At 72.5% G+C, this 16,852-nt stretch carries 15 protein-coding genes; 2 read left to right on the top strand and 13 right to left on the bottom strand.

Translation table 11 applies throughout. The features are described 5' to 3' along the window. A partial coding sequence (locus tag AAD528_RS11895; protein ID WP_345752289.1) for a lamin tail domain-containing protein occupies positions 1-2,842 on the bottom strand: 2,842 nt, incomplete at its 3' end. A 212-nt stretch (positions 2,843-3,054) separates the two neighbouring features. On the opposite strand from AAD528_RS11895, the gene AAD528_RS11890 reads away from it, so the two are divergent. Further along, the gene (locus AAD528_RS11890) at positions 3,055-4,158 is read left to right on the top strand and encodes a diacylglycerol/lipid kinase family protein (protein WP_345752288.1); all 1,104 of its coding nucleotides are present in this window, start codon (positions 3,055-3,057) and stop codon (positions 4,156-4,158) included. Positions 4,159-4,170: 12 nt separating this feature from the next. Here AAD528_RS11890 and cls read toward each other — a convergent pair whose 3' ends face one another. Together cls and AAD528_RS11880 are read right to left on the bottom strand one after the other, a co-directional pair. After that, positions 4,171-5,631, bottom strand: a complete 1,461-nt coding sequence (gene cls / locus AAD528_RS11885; RefSeq protein ID WP_375339613.1) for a cardiolipin synthase — start codon at positions 5,629-5,631, stop codon at positions 4,171-4,173. Positions 5,632-5,743: 112 nt separating this feature from the next. Then, positions 5,744-5,929: a hypothetical protein gene (locus AAD528_RS11880; RefSeq protein WP_345752287.1), complete on the bottom strand. Its 186-nt coding sequence runs from the start codon at positions 5,927-5,929 to the stop codon at positions 5,744-5,746. A gap of 122 nt (positions 5,930-6,051) precedes the next feature. On the opposite strand from AAD528_RS11880, the gene AAD528_RS11875 reads away from it, so the two are divergent. Further along, positions 6,052-7,218, top strand: a complete 1,167-nt coding sequence (locus AAD528_RS11875) for a DUF4192 family protein (RefSeq protein WP_345752286.1) — start codon at positions 6,052-6,054, stop codon at positions 7,216-7,218. A 7-nt stretch (positions 7,219-7,225) separates the two neighbouring features. Here AAD528_RS11875 and lysS read toward each other — a convergent pair whose 3' ends face one another. The 10 genes from lysS to ftsH all read right to left on the bottom strand — a co-directional run bounded on the left by lysS (position 7,226) and on the right by ftsH (position 16,780). Further along, positions 7,226-8,746 carry a lysine--tRNA ligase gene (gene lysS, locus AAD528_RS11870; protein ID WP_345752285.1) on the bottom strand — a complete coding sequence of 507 codons (1,521 nt, stop codon included), beginning with the start codon at positions 8,744-8,746 and terminating at the stop codon, positions 7,226-7,228. Between the two features lie 112 nt (positions 8,747-8,858). Beyond that, positions 8,859-9,566, bottom strand: a complete 708-nt coding sequence (locus AAD528_RS11865; RefSeq protein ID WP_345752284.1) for a DUF2520 domain-containing protein — start codon at positions 9,564-9,566, stop codon at positions 8,859-8,861. Further along, positions 9,563-11,296, bottom strand: coding sequence for a PH domain-containing protein (locus tag AAD528_RS11860; protein WP_345752283.1), 1,734 nt, complete (start codon positions 11,294-11,296; stop codon positions 9,563-9,565). Before AAD528_RS11860 ends, AAD528_RS11865 begins: the two co-directional genes overlap by 4 nt. Beyond that, positions 11,293-11,877 (bottom strand): PH domain-containing protein, encoded by a 585-nt coding sequence (locus AAD528_RS11855; RefSeq protein ID WP_345752282.1) that lies wholly within the window; start codon positions 11,875-11,877, stop codon positions 11,293-11,295. Before AAD528_RS11855 ends, AAD528_RS11860 begins: the two co-directional genes overlap by 4 nt. Continuing rightward, a complete protein-coding gene (locus AAD528_RS11850) occupies positions 11,822-12,316 on the bottom strand; it encodes a DUF3180 domain-containing protein (protein WP_345752281.1) in 495 nt (164 codons plus the stop codon). Before AAD528_RS11850 ends, AAD528_RS11855 begins: the two co-directional genes overlap by 56 nt. Further along, positions 12,313-12,849, bottom strand: coding sequence for a 2-amino-4-hydroxy-6-hydroxymethyldihydropteridine diphosphokinase (gene folK / locus AAD528_RS11845; protein WP_345752280.1), 537 nt, complete (start codon positions 12,847-12,849; stop codon positions 12,313-12,315). The genes AAD528_RS11850 and folK overlap by 4 nt, the downstream gene beginning before the upstream one ends. A gap of 103 nt (positions 12,850-12,952) precedes the next feature. After that, entirely contained in the window at positions 12,953-13,345 is a 393-nt protein-coding gene (folB, locus tag AAD528_RS11840) for a dihydroneopterin aldolase (protein WP_345752279.1), read from the bottom strand. After that, the gene (gene folP, locus AAD528_RS11835; RefSeq protein ID WP_345752278.1) at positions 13,342-14,172 is read right to left on the bottom strand and encodes a dihydropteroate synthase; all 831 of its coding nucleotides are present in this window, start codon (positions 14,170-14,172) and stop codon (positions 13,342-13,344) included. The genes folB and folP overlap by 4 nt, the downstream gene beginning before the upstream one ends. Next, positions 14,169-14,756 carry a GTP cyclohydrolase I gene (gene folE, locus AAD528_RS11830; RefSeq protein ID WP_345752277.1) on the bottom strand — a complete coding sequence of 196 codons (588 nt, stop codon included), beginning with the start codon at positions 14,754-14,756 and terminating at the stop codon, positions 14,169-14,171. Before folE ends, folP begins: the two co-directional genes overlap by 4 nt. 20 nt (positions 14,757-14,776) lie before the next feature. Beyond that, positions 14,777-16,780, bottom strand: coding sequence for an ATP-dependent zinc metalloprotease FtsH (ftsH, locus tag AAD528_RS11825; protein ID WP_345752276.1), 2,004 nt, complete (start codon positions 16,778-16,780; stop codon positions 14,777-14,779). Positions 16,781-16,852: the final 72 nt, after the last annotated feature.

Raw genomic sequence — 16,852 nt, 5'->3', positions numbered from 1 at the left:
CCGCCGTCCACGTCCCCGGCTTCGCCGTCACCGTCTGCGTCACCTTCACCGTCCCCGACACCGACGGCCTCCCGACCGTGAGCTCGGCCGGGGCGACCGCGCCGGCCGCGGCGCTGGTGCGCTCGGTCGTGACGTAGCCGTCGAGAGTCGCCGTGACCTTCGCCGACAGCGCGTGCCCGAGATCCGCGGCGGAGACGGTGTAGGTGCCGGCAGTCGCGCCCTGGATCGGGGCGCCGTCGCGCAGCCACTGCCAGGCCAGTGTCGCCGGAGCAGGCGTCCACGCGCCGGCGTCGGCCGTGAGCACCGCACCGACCCGCGCCTCACCCGAGACCGTGGGCAGCGGAGCCGCGGCGAACTCCTGCGGGCCGGTCGGCCCGGGCAGCGTCCCCGAGCGCAGCGCGCCGGGCTGGACGCCGTCCGTGAACCACCACGCGGGCCGCACGCCGCCGGCCGTGAGTGCGGCGGGGGCGGTGGCGAAGCCCTCCGCGTTGTCGACCGGGGCGTTCGCCGGGCGGGCGAAGAACGTCACGCCGGGGGTCGCGGTGCCGTTCGGCTCCACGAACGCCGCCACGTCGCCGCAGCCGTCGTCGCACACGGTCCAGAGGCCGCCGCGCACCGTGTCCCAGTCGAGCGCCATCACGCCCGTGAGGCCGGGGGTGAACTCGGCCACCTCGGTGGCAGCGCCGTCCGACAGCGCGAACGCGTGGACCGATCCGCCGTCCTCGACCGCGACGAAGAACAGTCCGTCGCCGTGGCCGGGGTAGTCCGCCGGGTCGTACGCCTTGCCGAGCGCGGTGTCCCACAGCGCGCCGGTGAGGTCGGCGTCCGACACCCACTCGACCGCCTCGATGCCGAGGTTCGCGCCGACGGCCGAGATCATCGCGGTGACGTCCCACTCGGCGAGCGCCACGAGATCCGGTCCCGCGGCATCCGGGTCGACCTTCAGGATCACGTCCTGGTTGATGTCCTTGGCCGAGTTGTCGCGCTCAGAGGCGACGTAGACGAAGCCGTCGCCGTCGGCCGTGATGCCCTCGGCGTCGGGGCCCGCGGCCGCCGCGTTCGCCGCGTCCTTCTGGAAGCGCACGCGCTTGCCGTCGGCCCAGCCGTCCGCGAAGGCGAAGGATCCGTCGGCCGCCACGCGCAGCTTCCAGAACCGTCCGGTGCCGTTGTCGACGGCGTACAGGTAGGTGCCGGTCTCGTCGGTCCAGGTGTCCAGGCCCGAGGAGTCCTCGAGGAACGTCGTCGCGGTGTCGAGCACCGTGACCTCCGCGCCACCGGGCCACGGCGCGGGGTCGTACTCGGAGCCCGGATCCGTGGGCTCCTCGCCGCCGCCATCGCAGGCGTTCGCGGCGCCCGGCGTGCGTGCCGTCTGGACGAAGTCGTCGCCGCCCTCGGGGCACGCCGACCACACGCCGTTGTCGGCCGCGTGCGCGGGGTACGCGTGCTCGTCGACGAGGGTGCCGGCGCCCGTGAACACGCGCCCCGCGTCGCCGTTGCCGAGGCCGAACGCGAAGTGGACGGTCTCCTCGAAGACGAAGCGCGCGCCGGCCGCGAGCGTCGTGCCCGCGGCGAGCGGGGTGACCTCGGCCGCCGTGCGGGCGCTGTCGTCGTTCACGTACCAGCCGGTGAGGTCGATCGCCGCGCCGGAGGTGTTGACGACCTCGACGTAGTCGTGCGGGCCGCCGTTCGAGTTGATCTCGTTGACGGCGACGGCCGGGGGCCGCACGGTGCCGGCGTTGGACGCGCCCTTGCTGATCGCTGCGAGCAGGAAGCCGCCGACGCCGTCGACCTCGCGGGCGAGCGTGTATCCGGCCGCATCCGTGCCGACCGCGGCGTGGTCCGACCAGGCGTAGGTCTCGTCGATCAGCGCGCCGGTCGCGTCGTAGAGGCGGATCTGGTCGGCGCCGCCGACGCCGATCGGCGTGCTGAAGGCGACGTTCTCCTCCCAGGCGGAGGTGGAGTCGTTCCAGCCGCCGCCGAGCGTGTTCGCGTCGACCACGAGGAACGCACCCGCGGCGATCGAGGTGCCGGCGGCGAAGCGCCACCGGTGGTCGTCCGAGTTGTCGCGGATCTCGTAGCCCGAGATGTCGAGCGCCTCGGTGCCCGGGTTGTAGAACTCGACCCAGTCGGACGGCTGCGAGTCGACCTCGTTGATCCGCAGGGCCGCGGGGCTGGCCGGCGGCTCGGGCTCGTCCCAGACCGGCAGGTCGAGCGGCGACGCGCTGAACCGGCTGGTGCCCGGCGAGCCGGGGAAGCCGCCGAGCGAGAGCCAGGATCCCTCGGCGTCGTCCACCGTCGACTTCGTCCAGTTCGCGACGGTGTTCGCGCCGAGCACGGTCTCGTCGTTCGGCCACGCGCTCGCGGTGTCGGTGCGAGGGCCGCCCACACCCGTGACGTTGTCGCCGTAGACGAGCTGGTCGACCAGCGCACCGGCGCCGTCGAAGAGCTTGACGGTGTCGCCGCGGCCGAGGTTCACCGCGTTCCCGCCGGCGACCTTGACGCTCGCGGGCAGGCCCCACTGTGCTCGGAAGGTCGCCGCAGCGTCCTCGGCGAGAAGGAACGACTCGCCGGGGGCGACCACCCCCAGCGCCGCGAGCGACACGGCGCCGGCGGTCGTGCCGGAGTCCGCGAACGACCAGCCGGCACCCTCGGCGAGGTCGACCGGGGTCGCGCCGAGGTTCGTGAACTCCACGAACTCCGAGCCGTTGTACTGGAACTCCGTGATGCGCACGGGGGAGGCGTCGCCCTCGGCCGCCGCGGCGGGTACGGCCACCACGCCGGTGGCGATCAGCGCGACTGCGCTGGCGAGGGCAAGCGGACGGAGGCCGATCTTCGTCGACATGGTGCTCCAGGGCTCGGGCGCACGCGGAGCGGGGGATCTCGCGTGCAGAAAGGGGCGGGTGCTCGTCATGCTGGCGATGCCGCATGGCCGGATCATGGACGCATGGTGAACGGATGGCGCCGCGTGGGCGACCGGAAAGCGCCGACCGGCCGCATCGGTCCACGTCCTAAGCTGGCGCAATGCGCCGTACTGAGCCACCGAACGGGGTCGACATGACGACCCCGGACCAGGAAGCAGCACTCGCCCAGCCATCGCGAGGCCCATCCAAGCGCGCCGCACTCGTCTTCAACCCGGTCAAGGTCGACGGTCCCGCGCTGTGCGCGCTGGTCGAGCGGCACTCGGCCGAGGCCGGCTGGGAGCCGCCGCTGCTGCTGGAGACGTCGGTCGACGACCCCGGCCAGGCGACGACGCGCGAGGCGCTCGCCGAGGGCGTGGACGCCATGCTCGTCGCCGGCGGCGACGGCACGGTGCGCTCCGTATCGGAGGCGGTGCGCGGATCCGGCGTCCCGCTCGCGATCATCCCGGGCGGCACGGGCAACCTGCTGGCGCGCAACCTGCGGCTGCCGCTCGACGGGCAGGACCAGGTGGTCGCGGGCGCATTCGACGGCGACACGGTGGACGTCGACATCTGCGTCGCATCGCTGCGCCGTCCCGAAGGGCACGTCGAGGAGCACGCGTTCGTCGTGATGGCAGGCATGGGCCTGGATGCCGCGATGATCGCGAACACGAGGCCGGAGCTGAAGAAGTCGGTCGGCTGGGTGGCCTATGTCGACGGCGCCGCGCGCTCGCTCGCGGGGGCCGAGCCGTTCCGGATCATGTACGAGGTCGTGAAGAACCCGCTGCGCCGCGGTCAGACCGAGGCCATCCCGACCGCCGCCCGGCTGCACTCCGCCAAGGTGCAGAGCATCCTGTTCGCGAACTGCGGCGAGCTGCCCGGGGGGATCTCGCTCATCCCCGACGGATCCGTGCTCGACGGCGAGCTGGACGTCGCGATCATGCAGCCCTCGGGTCCGCTGGGCTGGCTCGGCGTATGGCGCAAGGTGTGGTGGGACAACTCGGTGCTGCGCCGCACGCGGCGGGGCCGGGCGATCATCGAGCGCCGCGGCCGCGACGCGTCCGTGCGCTACCTGCGCGGTATCGCGGCGGAGGCCGCCACGCCGATCCCCCAGTCCGTCCAGCTCGACGGCGACGAGTTCGGCGAGGCCACGCGGATCTCGTGCCGGATCGAGAAGGGCAACCTCCTCGTGGCGGTCCCGAAGGGGCACGACGTGCGCGCCAAGCAGCCCAAGGCCGACGTTCAGCGGGCCGGTCGCTGAACGAGACGCTCGCTACTGCAGCGCGCTCGTGAGCCGCGCGAGGTTGTCGAGCACGGTCGAGCGCAGCGGCTGCTGGAGCCACTCGTCGAGCGTGAGCTCGCGGCTCAGCTCGCGGTACTCGGCCTCGACCTCGCGCATCTGCTGCACGAACTCCTCGCCCCGCACGAGCAGCGTCACCTCGAGGTTCAGGCCGAACGAGCGCATGTCCATGTTGCTCGAGCCGATCACCGCGACCTCGTCGTCGATCGTCAGGCCCTTGGTGTGCAGGATGTACGGCTTGGGATACAGCCAGATCCGCACGCCCGCGCGCAGCAGCGCCTCGTAGTAGCTGCGCTGCGCGTGGTAGACGACCGTCTGGTCGCCCTCCTCCGAGACGAACAGCTCGACCTGCAGCCCGCGCTTGGTCGCCGCGGTGATCGCGAGCAGCAGCGCCTCGTCCGGCACGAAGTACGGGCTGATCATGATGACGCGCTTCTGCGCCCCGTACAGCAGCCCGAGGAACAGGCGCAGGTTGTTCTCGACCTCGAAGCCCGGGCCGGACGGCACGATCTGGCAGTCGAGGTCGCCGGTGCCGGATTCCATCTCCTTGAGATCGATGCCTTCCGGCACCGCGTCCGCCTCGCTGAACCAGTCGGAGAGGAACACGGCGTTGACGCTCGAGACGATGGGCCCGTCGAGACGCACCATCAGGTCGACCCACTGCAGCCCGCGGCGGATGTTGGCCTTGAGGTTGTAGCTCGCGTCCGTGACGTTCTGCGATCCGAGGAACGCCACGTCGCCGTCGACCACCAGGATCTTGCGGTGATTGCGCAGGTCCGGACGCTGCCACTTGCCCCGCAGCGGCTGGATCGGCAGCGTGAACCGCCACTCGGCGCCCATCGCGTCCAACCGGCGCAGCGTGCGGCGGTGGTACGGCTTGGAGAGGTTCGCCCAGTGGTCCAGCAGCACGCGCACGGGAACGCCCCGTTCGCGCACCTCCTCGAGCGCGCGGAAGAAGTCGTCCGTGGCCGCATCCGACTTCAGGATGTAGAACTCGACGTGCACGTACTCGCGCGCCGCGCGGATGGCGGCGGCCATCTCGGCGAGGCTCTCGCCGTAGTCGCGGATCAGCCGGGCGCCGTTGTCGCCCGTGAGCGGCATGGCGCCGAGCTCGCGGTTCATGCGCACGAGCGACGTGAACCACGCGGGCTCGTTCGGGCGGAGGCTGCCGCGCTCCAGGTACTCGCGCGCCTCGCGGATGTAGTCGTTGATCTGCTCCTGGCGTCGCCGGCGATGGCGCGGCAGGCGCGGGTTTCCGATCAGCAGGAACAGCAGCAGGCCCGGCACCGGCAGGAAGAAGATCGCCAGCAGCCAGGCCATGCCTGCCGTGGGACGGCGGTTGCGCGGCACGATGATGACGGCGATCACGCGGATCGTCAGATCCACGATCGTGACGACGATGAGCGACCACGACGGGTCCAGGATCAGATCCACCTGCACCCCTCTCCCGCGGTCGGCACCAGCGTATCGGTGCCCGCGACGGTGCCCTCGCAGGAGGTGCCAACGCAGGAGGTGCCCGCGCGGGACGCCATGCGAGCGCCGCGCGTCACTCGGCGGCGGAGTCGCGGGGCGGCAGACCGCGCTTGGCGCGCTCCTCCGCCTCGATGCGGGCGTATGCGCGACGCTCCGTGCGATCGAACCGCAGGATGCTGCGGAGCACGAACCAGAAGATCACGCAGATGACGACGGTCGGCAGGAGCGACCACACCACCGTCAGCCAGTACTCGTCCACGTGTCCATGGTACGTGGCGGGCCTGTGAACAACGCCCGGATGCCTCGTCCACAGCCCGCTTCGCCGCAGGGATCAGCGCACACGCCTGTCGGGCGGCGAGCCGCCGGCGACAGGCTCGCCGCATGAGCCTCCAGACCCCGCCCCCGACGCCCGCTCCCGCCCCCTCCGATCCGATCGTCGTGCGCGCCACCGGCTCGTCCGAGTTCCTCGCGATGGTCCCCCACCTCGCAGGCTTCCGGCCGCGCGACAGCCTCGTGCTGGTCCCCTTCGCCGGGAAGCGCACGGCCGGCGCGATGCGCATCGACCTCCCCGGGGCCGACACGGATCCCGCGCGCCTTCCCGAGCTCGCCGCGGCGTTCATCGGAGCGCTCACGCGGGTGCGCGCCGCGGACCGCGTCGCCATCGTCGTCTACACGGACGACCCGTACCGCGACGACCACGACCGGATCGCCCGGGCCGCGTTCGTCGAGGCGCTCGTGCGCTGCGCCGAGGCCGCGACGTACACGATCGTCGACGCGCTGTGCGTCGCGTCCGACGGCTGGGGCTGCTACGTCGAGCCCGACGGGCCGTACGCCGGGCGGCCGCTCGAGGAGATCCGCCCGGAGGACCTGGACTGGCCGTCGGATGCGGACCACCCGCTGCTCGAGGACCAGAGCGCAGGCTGCGAGCTGCCGGCGAGCGACCTCGCCGAGCGCGAGCGCGTCGCGCGGGAGGTCGCCGCGATGACGCTGCGCCTCGACGATCTGACGCTGCCCGCGGTCTTCGAGGACGTCGTGACGCGCGAGCAGGAGCTGCCGCCGCGCTCGCTCGCGCTGCTGACGCTCGCGCTCGACCGTCCGGCGATCCGCGACATCGCGCTCAGCCAGTGGTGCGGAGGCCTGCGGGAGGGTCAGGAGATCCAGCGGTTCAACCTGGCCTGGGCCGCGGGCGAGGTGTCGGACTTCGCCGGGCCGCTGCGGCTCGCGGGCGAGGGCGATCGCCCCGATCCGGCGCGGCTGCGCCGCGCGCTCGAGATCGTCAAGCGCGTCGCCGCCGCCGCGCCGCGCGCCCGGCGCGCAGGGCCCCTCGCGGCGGCGGCGTGGCTGTCGTGGGCGCTCGGCCGCTCCACGCACGCCGCGCACTTCGTGGATCTCGCACGCGAGATCGATCCGGATCACGGCCTGTCGGACATCATCGCGACGATGCTCGCGAACGCGTACCTGCCGGCGTGGATCTACGAGCGCGCCGCCGCCGGCCCCGCCCCGCGCAACCGCGCCGACCGCCGCCGCGCGGCGAGGGCGCGACGGTGACGAGGGGTCACTTGACGAGCGGGAAGAGGATCGTCTCGCGGATGCCGAGACCCGTGATCGCCATCAGCAGGCGGTCGATGCCCATGCCCATGCCGCCCGTCGGGGGCATGCCGTGCTCGAGCGCGCGCAGGAACTCCTCGTCGATGCGCATGGCCTCGTCGTCGCCGCGCGCGGCGAGCTTCGCCTGCTCGACGAAGCGCTCGCGCTGGATGACCGGGTCGACGAGCTCGGAGTAGCCGGTGGCCAGCTCGAACCCGCGCACGTACAGGTCCCACTTCTCGACCACACCGGGGATCGAGCGGTGCTCGCGCACGAGCGGGCTCGTGTCGACCGGGAAATCCATCACGAACGTGGGGCGCGTCAGGTGCTGCTTGACGAAGTGCTCCCAGAGCTCCTCGACCAGCTTGCCGTGCGTCGCGTGCGGCGGCACCTCGACGCCGTTCGCCTCGGCGAGCGTCAGCAGCTCGTCCAGGCCCGTGTCGGGCGTGATCTCCACCCCCGCCGCCTCCGACAGCGACGGGTACATCGACACGCGATCCCACTGGCCGCCGAGGTCGAACTCGGTGCCGTCGGCCCACGTGACGGTGGTGGAGCCGGCCACCGCGATCGCGGCGTTCTGGATCAGCTCCTGGGTCAGGTCGGCGATGCCGTTGTAGTCCGAGTAGGCCTGGTAGGCCTCGAGCATCGCGAACTCGGGGCTGTGCGTGGAGTCGGCGCCCTCGTTGCGGAAGTTGCGGTTGATCTCGAACACCCGGTCGATGCCGCCCACGACCGCGCGCTTCAGGTACAGCTCGGGCGCGATGCGCAGGAAGAGCTCGGTGTCGAACGCGTTCGAGTGCGTGACGAACGGTCGCGCCGTGGCACCGCCGGGCTGCACCTGCAGCATGGGCGTCTCGACCTCGACGAAGTCGTGACCGGCGAACGTCGCGCGCAGGCTGGCGTTCACGGTCGCGCGGGCGCGCACCGTGGTGCGGGCCGTGTCGCGCACGATCAGGTCGAGGAAGCGGCTGCGGACGCGGCTCTCCTCATTGAGTTCGCTGTAAACATTGGGCAAAGGCAGTATCGCCTTGGCCGCGATCTCCCACGCCGACACCATGATCGACAGCTCGCCGCGGCGGCTCGAGACGATCTCGCCCGCCACCTGGACGTGGTCGCCGAGGTCGACGAGCTCCTTCCAGCGCTGCAGCGAGTCGTCGCCGACGTTCGCGAGCGAGACCATCGCCTGGATGCGCGATCCGTCGCCCGCCTGCAGCGTCGCGAAGCAGAGCTTGCCGGTGTTGCGGCTGAACACGATCCGGCCCGCGACGGCGGCCTGCTCGCCCGTCTCGGCGCCCGCCTCGAGGTCGCCGTACTGCGCCCGCAGCGCGGGGATCGTGTGCGTCACCGGCACCGTGACCGGATACGCCCCGCCGGCCGCGCTGTCGCGCTCGGCGATCAGCCGCTCGCGCTTCGCCAGCCGCACGGCCTTCTGCTCGAAGATGTCCTCTTCGGTGGGCTCGGGCGCGGTCTCGACGGGCGTCTCAGGCATGGTCTCAAGTCTATGGGCGGCATCCTGAGCGCTCAGAACACGTGCTCTCAGCGACGACACGCGATCTGAGCGCTCAATCGGCGTGTGCTCGTCGAGAACACGTGTTCTCGAGTCAGGCGTCGGGCTCCGGCGGCAGGATGACCGTGGGCGAGGCCTCGGAGAGCGCGTGGTCGACCGTCGAGCGGACGAGGGACGACAGGTATCCACCCGGGTTCTCCACGCCGATGCCGCGCAGGATGCCGGTGGCCTGGTGCACGATCTGGCGCGAGAACTCCGAGGCGGTCGCGATCGCCTCGGCATAGGCGGCGCGATCCCGCTCCGCGATCACGATCGGCTCGCAGCCGAGCTCGACCGCGAGGGCCTGCGCGATCGGCAGCACGGCCGCGGGCGCCGTGACCGCGGCGTACGAGGCGGCGAGCTGGCGCAGGTCGATGCTCGTGCCCGTGAAGGCGATCGCGGGGTGCACGGCGAGCGGGATCGCGCCGCGCTCGGCGGCGGGACGCAGCACCTCGATGCCGTACGCGGCGTCCGTGTGCAGCACGAGCTGACCGACCTGCCACGCGCCGAGCTCGGCCAGGCCCGACACCAGTCCCGGAAGCTCCGACCGCGGCACCGCGACGATCACGAGCTCGCTGCGCCGCACGACCTCGAGCGCGTCGAGCACGGGCACGCCGGGCAGGATCGCCTCGACGCGCTCGTCGTCGGAGCCGCTCGTGATGCCGGTCAGCGCGTGGCCCGCCCCGGCGAGCGCCGCGCCGATCACGGGCCCGACGCGTCCCGCGCCGATGATGCCGACGCCGAGCCGTCCGTCGCGGTTCACTCCGCGCTCCCCTCGGTCGAGGCCGCCGGGGCAGAGACCATGGGCAGGTGCTGCAGCCAGCGGTGCGACTGATCGGCGGCCGCCGCGGCGACCGCCTCGCGGCTCACGCTCTCGAACAGGCCGATCGCGTCGTCGCGCTCGAGCCCCACGACGCTGCCCGACACGGGTCCCAGCACGGTGTGCACGCGCGCGGCCGCGACCCGCTGCCAGCGGTCGATCGGCCCCTGCTCGAGGCCGACGCCCTGCAGCCGCGCCAGGGGGAACAGCGCGAGCTTGCGCCAGAACACGCCGCGGCGCAGCAGCAGGGCGCCCGGCAGCAGGGCGAAGCCGTGCCGGCGCCACGACAGCGGCCGGCGCCACCACGCGCGCCGCGGCATCGTGCGGTACGGATCGTCGACGTCCGGCACCGGCCCGAGCAGCCCGTGCTCCCACAGCAGCGGGGCGTCCGTCCCCGGCACGACGGGCAGGATGAGCGACAGCACGCGCTCGACGTCGGCCCGCGTGCCGACGGGCAGCACGGTGTTGAACTGCTGGCCCTGACCCGACGACTGCTGCGCGGCGCTCTTGCCGCTCATCCGGTTGATCTTGATGGACCACCAGCCGAACGGCCGCCACAGCAGCGGCTGCGACACCTCGACCGCGTAGATCCGGCCCGGCGGCAGCGTCTCGGTCACGGTCGTGAACAGCCCGAACGTCAGGCGCACGCCGTCCGGGGTCGGCGCGATCGCGTATCGCAGCGACTTCGAGATCTGCGACCACGTGATCGCGACGGCGGCGAACACCATCGGGATGCCGGTGCCGAGGCCGACGCCCACCGTGATCGCGACGCGCTCCCCCGCTCCCGTCGCGAGCAGCAGCGGCACCAGCACGCTCGAGCCCCAGACCACGCCGAAGAACACGACCCACAGCGCGCCGTTGAGCGCCTGGGCCGCGATCAGCCGTCCCGCGGGGATGTGCACGACGCTCTCGGGCGCGATGTCGGCGTTGTCGACGCCCTCGATCATCCCGGCCACACCGTGGTTCAGGGCGTCCACGAGCCGCTCGCGCGCCCCGGACTGCACCCCCGAGACGCCGTCGCGGGCGGCCGCCCGGGCGGCCCGCGCGCCCGACGCGAGCCGGAGGATGTCCGCGCGCACCTGCTCGGCGCGCTCGGTCGCGAGGTACTCGAGCGCGACGTTGGCGTCGGTGCCGGCGCCCACGACCTCGAGCTTGGCCATGCCGATGAGCCGCGCGGGGAACGGGCGCGTGAGGTTGACGCCCTGCACCCTGTCGAGCGGCGCGCGACGGTGCGTGCGGAACACGATGCCCTTGCGCACCTCGACGTCGTCGCCCGTGATCCGGAACTGGTGGAAGCGCCACACGACCCAGAAGATCCCGATCAGCACGAGCACCGCGGCCAGCAGGATGCCGAGTCCGAGCAGGATCAGGTCGTTCTCGAACAGGAACCCCAGCAGGTCGCCCTCGTCGACATCGTCCGCCTCGTCCGCCTCGGACGGCGCGAAGATCGAGATGGCCCAGAACACCGCGTGGTCGCGGAAGTTCGACACGATGATGCCGGCGACGACGAGCAGCACCAGGCCGCCCTGGAACAGGGGCGTCAGCGGGTGCAGCCGGTGCCACCCGCCGTCGGCCAGCGAGGAGGATCCGCCGTGCGACAGGGTGGGCTGCGGCGCCTGCTCCTGCGGCTGCCCGCCGGTCGCGGGCCCGCCCGTCACGGGCCCGTCCGTCACAGGCCCGTCCGCCGCGTCTCGGCGACCTCGATGAGCGTGTCGCGCAGCGCCTCGGACGCCTCGCGGCCGAGCCCCGGGATCTCCACCCCGGTCGTCGCGGCCGCGGTCACCATCTTGAGCTTCGCGATGCCGAACGCGCGGTCCATCGGCCCGTGCGTGATGTCGATCAGCTGCATGCGGCCGTACGGCACGGCGATCATCCGCTGCCACAGGATGCCCTTGCGGAAGACGAGGTCGTCCGCCCGCAGCATGTAGCCGAGCGCGCGCGCCTGGCGCGGCAGCACGAGCTGCGTGATCACGGTGATCAGGATCATGATCCCGCCCGGGATCCAGGGCCACCAGTGGTCGAGCACCCGCCACGCCACCACCGCGGCGATCGCGACGACCGCCACGAACACCGCATTCTGCACGGTCTGCGACACGACGTACTTCGGCGAGATCTGGTGCCACGCGCCGTCGAGCGCGAGACGCCCGGCCCCGCGGGGCTCCCGGATCGCCGTGTACGTCCCGGCGTCGAGGACCGGGTCAGTGCGCGTGCTCTCCGGACCCGGGCTCTGGGGGCTCGGCGTCGTCTCGCTCATCAGGGTCCTTCGGCAGGCTGCAGAAATGCTCCGCGACCAGGGCCGCCGTCACCAGCACGGCGCCCGCCGCGATGGTCGCGATGGTCGTCGCCATCGAGCCTAGCGCCGGCGTCACGGGCCGTGTCGAGACGTACAGCAGCAGGCCCGCAGCCGCCCCGAGGAACGCCGCCCCGACCAGGCTCGACGCCTTCGCGAGCATCGCGATCCGGACCGCGCGGAACGGATCCACGCGCGCCGCGCCCGGCGTGCGCACCGAGCGGCGCACGGGCCACGCGAGCGCCAGGCTCACGAGGCCCAGCAGCACCAGCAGGATCGGCAGGCCCGGTGCGGGCGAGAACGTCGGCCGGCCCGACAGCGTCAGGAGGTGGTCGACCAGGAACCCGACGCCGCCGCCGAGCACGGCGGCTACGAGCAGCGCGAGCGGAGACGTGCGCCTCATCGGGCGCCCCCGCGCAGCTGCGCCAGCAGGTCCGCGACGCGGCCGCGGCCGGGCACGACCGCATCCGGGTCCACCTCGAGCCAGGGGGCGAGCACGAAGTCGCGCTCGGCGGCGCGCGGGTGAGGCAGCCGCAGCCGCTCGTCCCCCGATACGACGTCGCCGTACGCGATGAGGTCGAGGTCGAGTGTGCGGGCGCCCCACCTCTCGCGCCGCTCGCGGCCGTGCCGGGCCTCGATCGCGTGCAGCATCCCGAGCAGCACCGAGGGAGCGAGCCGCGTGCGCACGAGCGCGACGGCGTTCAGGTACGCGGGCTCGGACGCATCGGGCCCCGCGAGCGTCAGCGCCACCGACTCGATCGGCGTCGAGGCGATCACGTCGTCCACGAGAGGCAGCCGCCGCAGCTCCGCGACGGCGTCCTCGAGCGTCGCGGCGCGGTCGCCGAGGTTCGCGCCGAGCGCGACCACGGCGGTCACGGTGTCGCGCGCCGCTCGCTCGGGCGGGGCGCCGAGCGGCATCCGCAGATCGCGGCTCATCCGACGCTCCTCTCGCCCTGTGTCCCACCTGGTGCCGGAATGAATGCGGCATTCCGGCCGCAACGGGGACACGGATCGACCGAGAGCCGCGCGAAGTGGGACATCACCGGTGCTCGTGCATTCCGTGCTCGTCGCGCGTGGCGTGCACGGTCACGGCGACGTCGGCGAACTGCGCCGGTATCGGCGCGTGCGGCTTGTGCACCGTGACGGCGAGGAACGCCACGCGGTGGTCCTGCATGACGGCGTCGGCGATGCGATGCGCGAGCGTCTCGATCAGGTTGACGGGCTCGCCGCCGACGATCCCGACGACCTTCTCCGCCAGCTCGCCGTAGTGCACGGTGTCGGCCACGTCGTCGCTGCGCGCGGCGCGCTTGGTCGACACCCCGAGAGCCAGATCGATCACGAACTCCTGGCCGTTCTCGCGCTCGAAGTCGAAGACGCCGTGCCGCCCGAAGGCGCGCAGGCCGGTCAGCGTGATGGTGTCCAGCGACGTCACTTCGTCTCGCTCCGCTCGGTCGGTACGGCGCGTCCCGGGCCCTCCCATGCCTCCACCACGGCGATCGCGTCGCGGGTGGATCGGACGTCGTGCACGCGCACGGCGTGCAGCCCGCGCCGCGCGGCGAGCGCGCTCGTGACCGCCGTCGCGAGGTCCTTGCGCGCCTCGCTCGCGTCGTCCCCCAGCACCTCGCCGAGGAACCGCTTGCGGGACGTGCCGATCAGCACGGGGAACCCCAGCCGCTGCACCTCGTCGAGCTCGCGCAGCAGGGTCCAGTTCTGCGCGCCCGCCTTGGCGAACCCGATGCCGGGATCCAGGATGATCCGCTCGCGCGGCACGCCGGCGGCGAGCGCCGCGTCTGCGCGCTCCCGCAGCTCGCGCGCGACCTCGGCGCCGATCCGGTCGTACTCCGCCTTGGCGTACATGTCGGCCGACGGGCCGCGCCAGTGCCCGAGGGCGACGTCCGCACCCGACGCCGCGGCGACCTCCAGGATCGTCGGCTCGGCCAGGCCGCCCGAGACGTCGTTGACGATCCGCGCGCCCGCGGCGAGCGCGGCCCGCGCGACCTCGGCCCGGTAGGTGTCGACGCTGACCGAGGCGCCGTCCGCCGCGAGGGCCTCGATCACGGGCACGACGCGGCGGATCTCCTCCTCGGCGCCGACCGGCTCCGAGCCCGGGCGGGTCGACTCGCCGCCGACGTCGAGCACGTCGGCGCCCTGCGCGCGCAGCATCCGGCCGTGCGCGATCGCGGCCGCAGGGTCGAGATAGCGCCCGCCGTCGCTGAACGAATCGGGCGTGACGTTGACGATGCCCCAGACGAGCGTCATCCGCGCGCCCCGATGAGTGCGACGACCTCCGCGCGCGCCGCCGGCTCCGCGAGGTCGCCGCGCGCCGCGATCGTGACGGTCGAGCTGTCGCTCTGCCGCGATCCGCGCATCGTGACGCACTGGTGGGTCGCGTCGAGCACCACGAGCACGCCGCGGGCGTCGAGGGATCCGGCGATCGCATCGGCGATCTGCTCCCCGAGGCGCTCCTGCACCTGGGGGCGGGCGGCGAGGATCTCCACGACCTTCGGCAGCGCGCCGAGGCCGACCACCTGCTCGCCCGGCAGGTACGCGATGTGCGCGTGGCCCGCGAACGGCAGCAGGTGGTGCTCGCACACCGAGCGGAACCGGATGTCGCGCAGCACGACGGCGCCCGACGGGACCGTGTCCGGCGCGGGCCCGTGCGCGACGCTGATCGTGTGCGACAGGGGTTCGGCGGGATCCTCCCCGACGCCCGCGAAGAACTCCGCGTACGCGTCCGCGACGCGCTCCGGCGTCTGACGCAGACCCGGTCGATCCGGATCCTCCCCGATCGCGACCAGCAGCTCTCGCGTCAGCGCGGCGATGCGCTCCCTGTCGACGGACATCCGCTCATCCTAGGGCGAGATCAGGCGGTCGCCGGGCGCGCCTGTCCCGTGGCGGGACGCTTCACCGTCGCCTTCGCCGGCTGCTCTGCGGCGACCGTCGCGGCCACGCCCGACTGCTCGGCGCGGCGCGGGATCTGCACCGGCGGCAGCTGCGAGACCGGACGCTCCTCGCTCGAGAGCCACTGCGGGCGCGGCGGTAGCTTCCGCACGTCCTTGAAGATGTCCTCGAGCTGCACGTGGTCGAGCGTCTCGTGCTCGAGCAGCGCCAGGGCCAGCCGGTCGAGCACGTCGCGATTGGCGTTGATGACCTCGTACGCCTCGTTGTGCGCCTGCTCGATCAGGCCGCGCACCTGGCCGTCGATGCGCTCGGCGACCCGCTCGGAGTACTCGCGGCCGTGGCCCATGTCGCGGCCCATGAACACCTCGCCGCTCGACGACGCGAGCTTCACGGGGCCGACGTCGGTCGTCATGCCGTACTCGGTGACCATCTTCCGGGCGATGCCCGTGGCCTTCTCGATGTCGTTCGACGCCCCCGTGGTGGGGTCGTGGAAGACGATCTCCTCGGCGACGCGTCCGCCCATGGCGTACGCGAGCTGATCCTGCAGCTCGTTGCGCGTCACCGAGTACTTGTCCTCGAGCGGAAGCACCATCGTGTAGCCGAGGGCCTTGCCGCGCGGCAGGATCGTGATCTTCGTCACGGGGTCGGTGTGGTTCATCGCCGCCGCCGCGAGCGCGTGACCGCCCTCGTGGTACGCCGTGATGAGCTTCTCCTTGTCGTTCATCACGCGCGTGCGGCGCTGCGGGCCGGCGATCACGCGGTCGATCGCCTCGTCCAGCGCGCGGTTGTCGATGAGCTGCGCGTTCGAGCGCGCCGTGAGCAGGGCCGCCTCGTTCAGGACGTTCGCGAGATCCGCGCCCGTGAAGCCCGGGGTCTTGCGGGCCACGACGTCGAGCTCGACGCCGTCGGCCAGCGGCTTGCCGCGCCCGTGCACCTCGAGGATGCGGCGGCGCCCGGCGAGGTCCGGCGCGTCCACGCCGATCTGGCGGTCGAAGCGGCCGGGACGCAGCAGCGCGGGGTCCAGGATGTCCGGACGGTTCGTGGCCGCGATCACGATGACGTTGGCCTTGGGGTCGAAGCCGTCCATCTCGACGAGCATCTGGTTCAGGGTCTGCTCGCGCTCGTCGTGACCGCCGCCCATGCCGGCGCCGCGGTGGCGGCCGACGGCGTCGATCTCGTCGATGAAGATGATGGCCGGGGCGTTCTCCTTGGCCTGGTTGAACAGGTCGCGCACGCGGCTGGCGCCGACGCCGACGAACATCTCGACGAAGTCCGAGCCCGAGATCGAGTAGAACGGCACGCCCGCCTCGCCCGCCACGGCGCGCGCGAGCAGGGTCTTGCCGGTTCCGGGAGGACCGTACAGCAGCACGCCCTTCGGGATGCGAGCGCCGAGCGCCTGGTACTTGGCCGGGTCCTTCAGGAAGTCCTTGATCTCCTGGAGCTCCTCCAGCGCCTCGTCGGCGCCGGCGACGTCGGCGAACGTGACGTCCGGGTGCTCCTTGTTGGAGAGCTTGGCGCGCGACTTGCCAAACTGCATGACCTTGCCGCCGCCGCCCTGGGCGCTGGACAGCAGGAACCAGAACAGCACGCCGAGCAGCAGCATCGGCAGCAGCAGCGAGATCAGCCCGTCGAACCAGGTGGCGCGCGGCACGGCGTCGTCGAAGCCGTCCGCGGGGGCGGCCTTCTCGACCGCCGCGACGACCTCGTCGGCACGCGCGCCCACGTAGTAGAACTGCACGTCGGTGGCGCCCTCGTGCGGCTTGGACAGCTGCAGGTCGACGCGCTGGTCGCCGTCGGTGATGAGCACCTTCTGAACCGTGTCGCCCGCGAGGAGCTCGAGGCCCTGCTGCGTCGTGACCTGCTTGGTGCCGGTCAGGCTCGAGATCAGCGAGAAGCCGACCACGAGAAGCACGCCGATGAGCAGGACGTAGATCAGCGGATTGCGAGTGAGCTTCTTGAAGTCCATGGTCCGGGGTCTCCCCCTGCCCCTCCTGTGATGCGCGCCGCGACACGAGGCGACGTGCGCTTCACGTTACCC

The organism is Microbacterium rhizophilum, from assembly GCF_039605615.1.
GTDB classification, from domain to species: domain Bacteria; phylum Actinomycetota; class Actinomycetes; order Actinomycetales; family Microbacteriaceae; genus Microbacterium; species Microbacterium rhizophilus.
This window is presented reverse-complemented; position numbering and strand designations above follow the sequence as displayed.

Coding starts and splice junctions, on each gene's coding strand:
- folP (WP_345752278.1), bottom strand. CDS start 14,172: ATGACGCTCGTCTGGGGCATCGTCAACGTCACGCCCGATTCGTTCAGC.
- AAD528_RS11890 (WP_345752288.1), top strand. CDS start 3,055: ATGACGACCCCGGACCAGGAAGCAGCACTCGCCCAGCCATCGCGAGGC.
- ftsH (WP_345752276.1), bottom strand. CDS start 16,780: ATGGACTTCAAGAAGCTCACTCGCAATCCGCTGATCTACGTCCTGCTC.
- AAD528_RS11850 (WP_345752281.1), bottom strand. CDS start 12,316: ATGAGGCGCACGTCTCCGCTCGCGCTGCTCGTAGCCGCCGTGCTCGGC.
- AAD528_RS11875 (WP_345752286.1), top strand. CDS start 6,052: ATGAGCCTCCAGACCCCGCCCCCGACGCCCGCTCCCGCCCCCTCCGAT.
- folK (WP_345752280.1), bottom strand. CDS start 12,849: ATGAGCCGCGATCTGCGGATGCCGCTCGGCGCCCCGCCCGAGCGAGCG.
- AAD528_RS11855 (WP_345752282.1), bottom strand. CDS start 11,877: ATGAGCGAGACGACGCCGAGCCCCCAGAGCCCGGGTCCGGAGAGCACG.
- folE (WP_345752277.1), bottom strand. CDS start 14,756: ATGTCCGTCGACAGGGAGCGCATCGCCGCGCTGACGCGAGAGCTGCTG.
- lysS (WP_345752285.1), bottom strand. CDS start 8,746: ATGCCTGAGACGCCCGTCGAGACCGCGCCCGAGCCCACCGAAGAGGAC.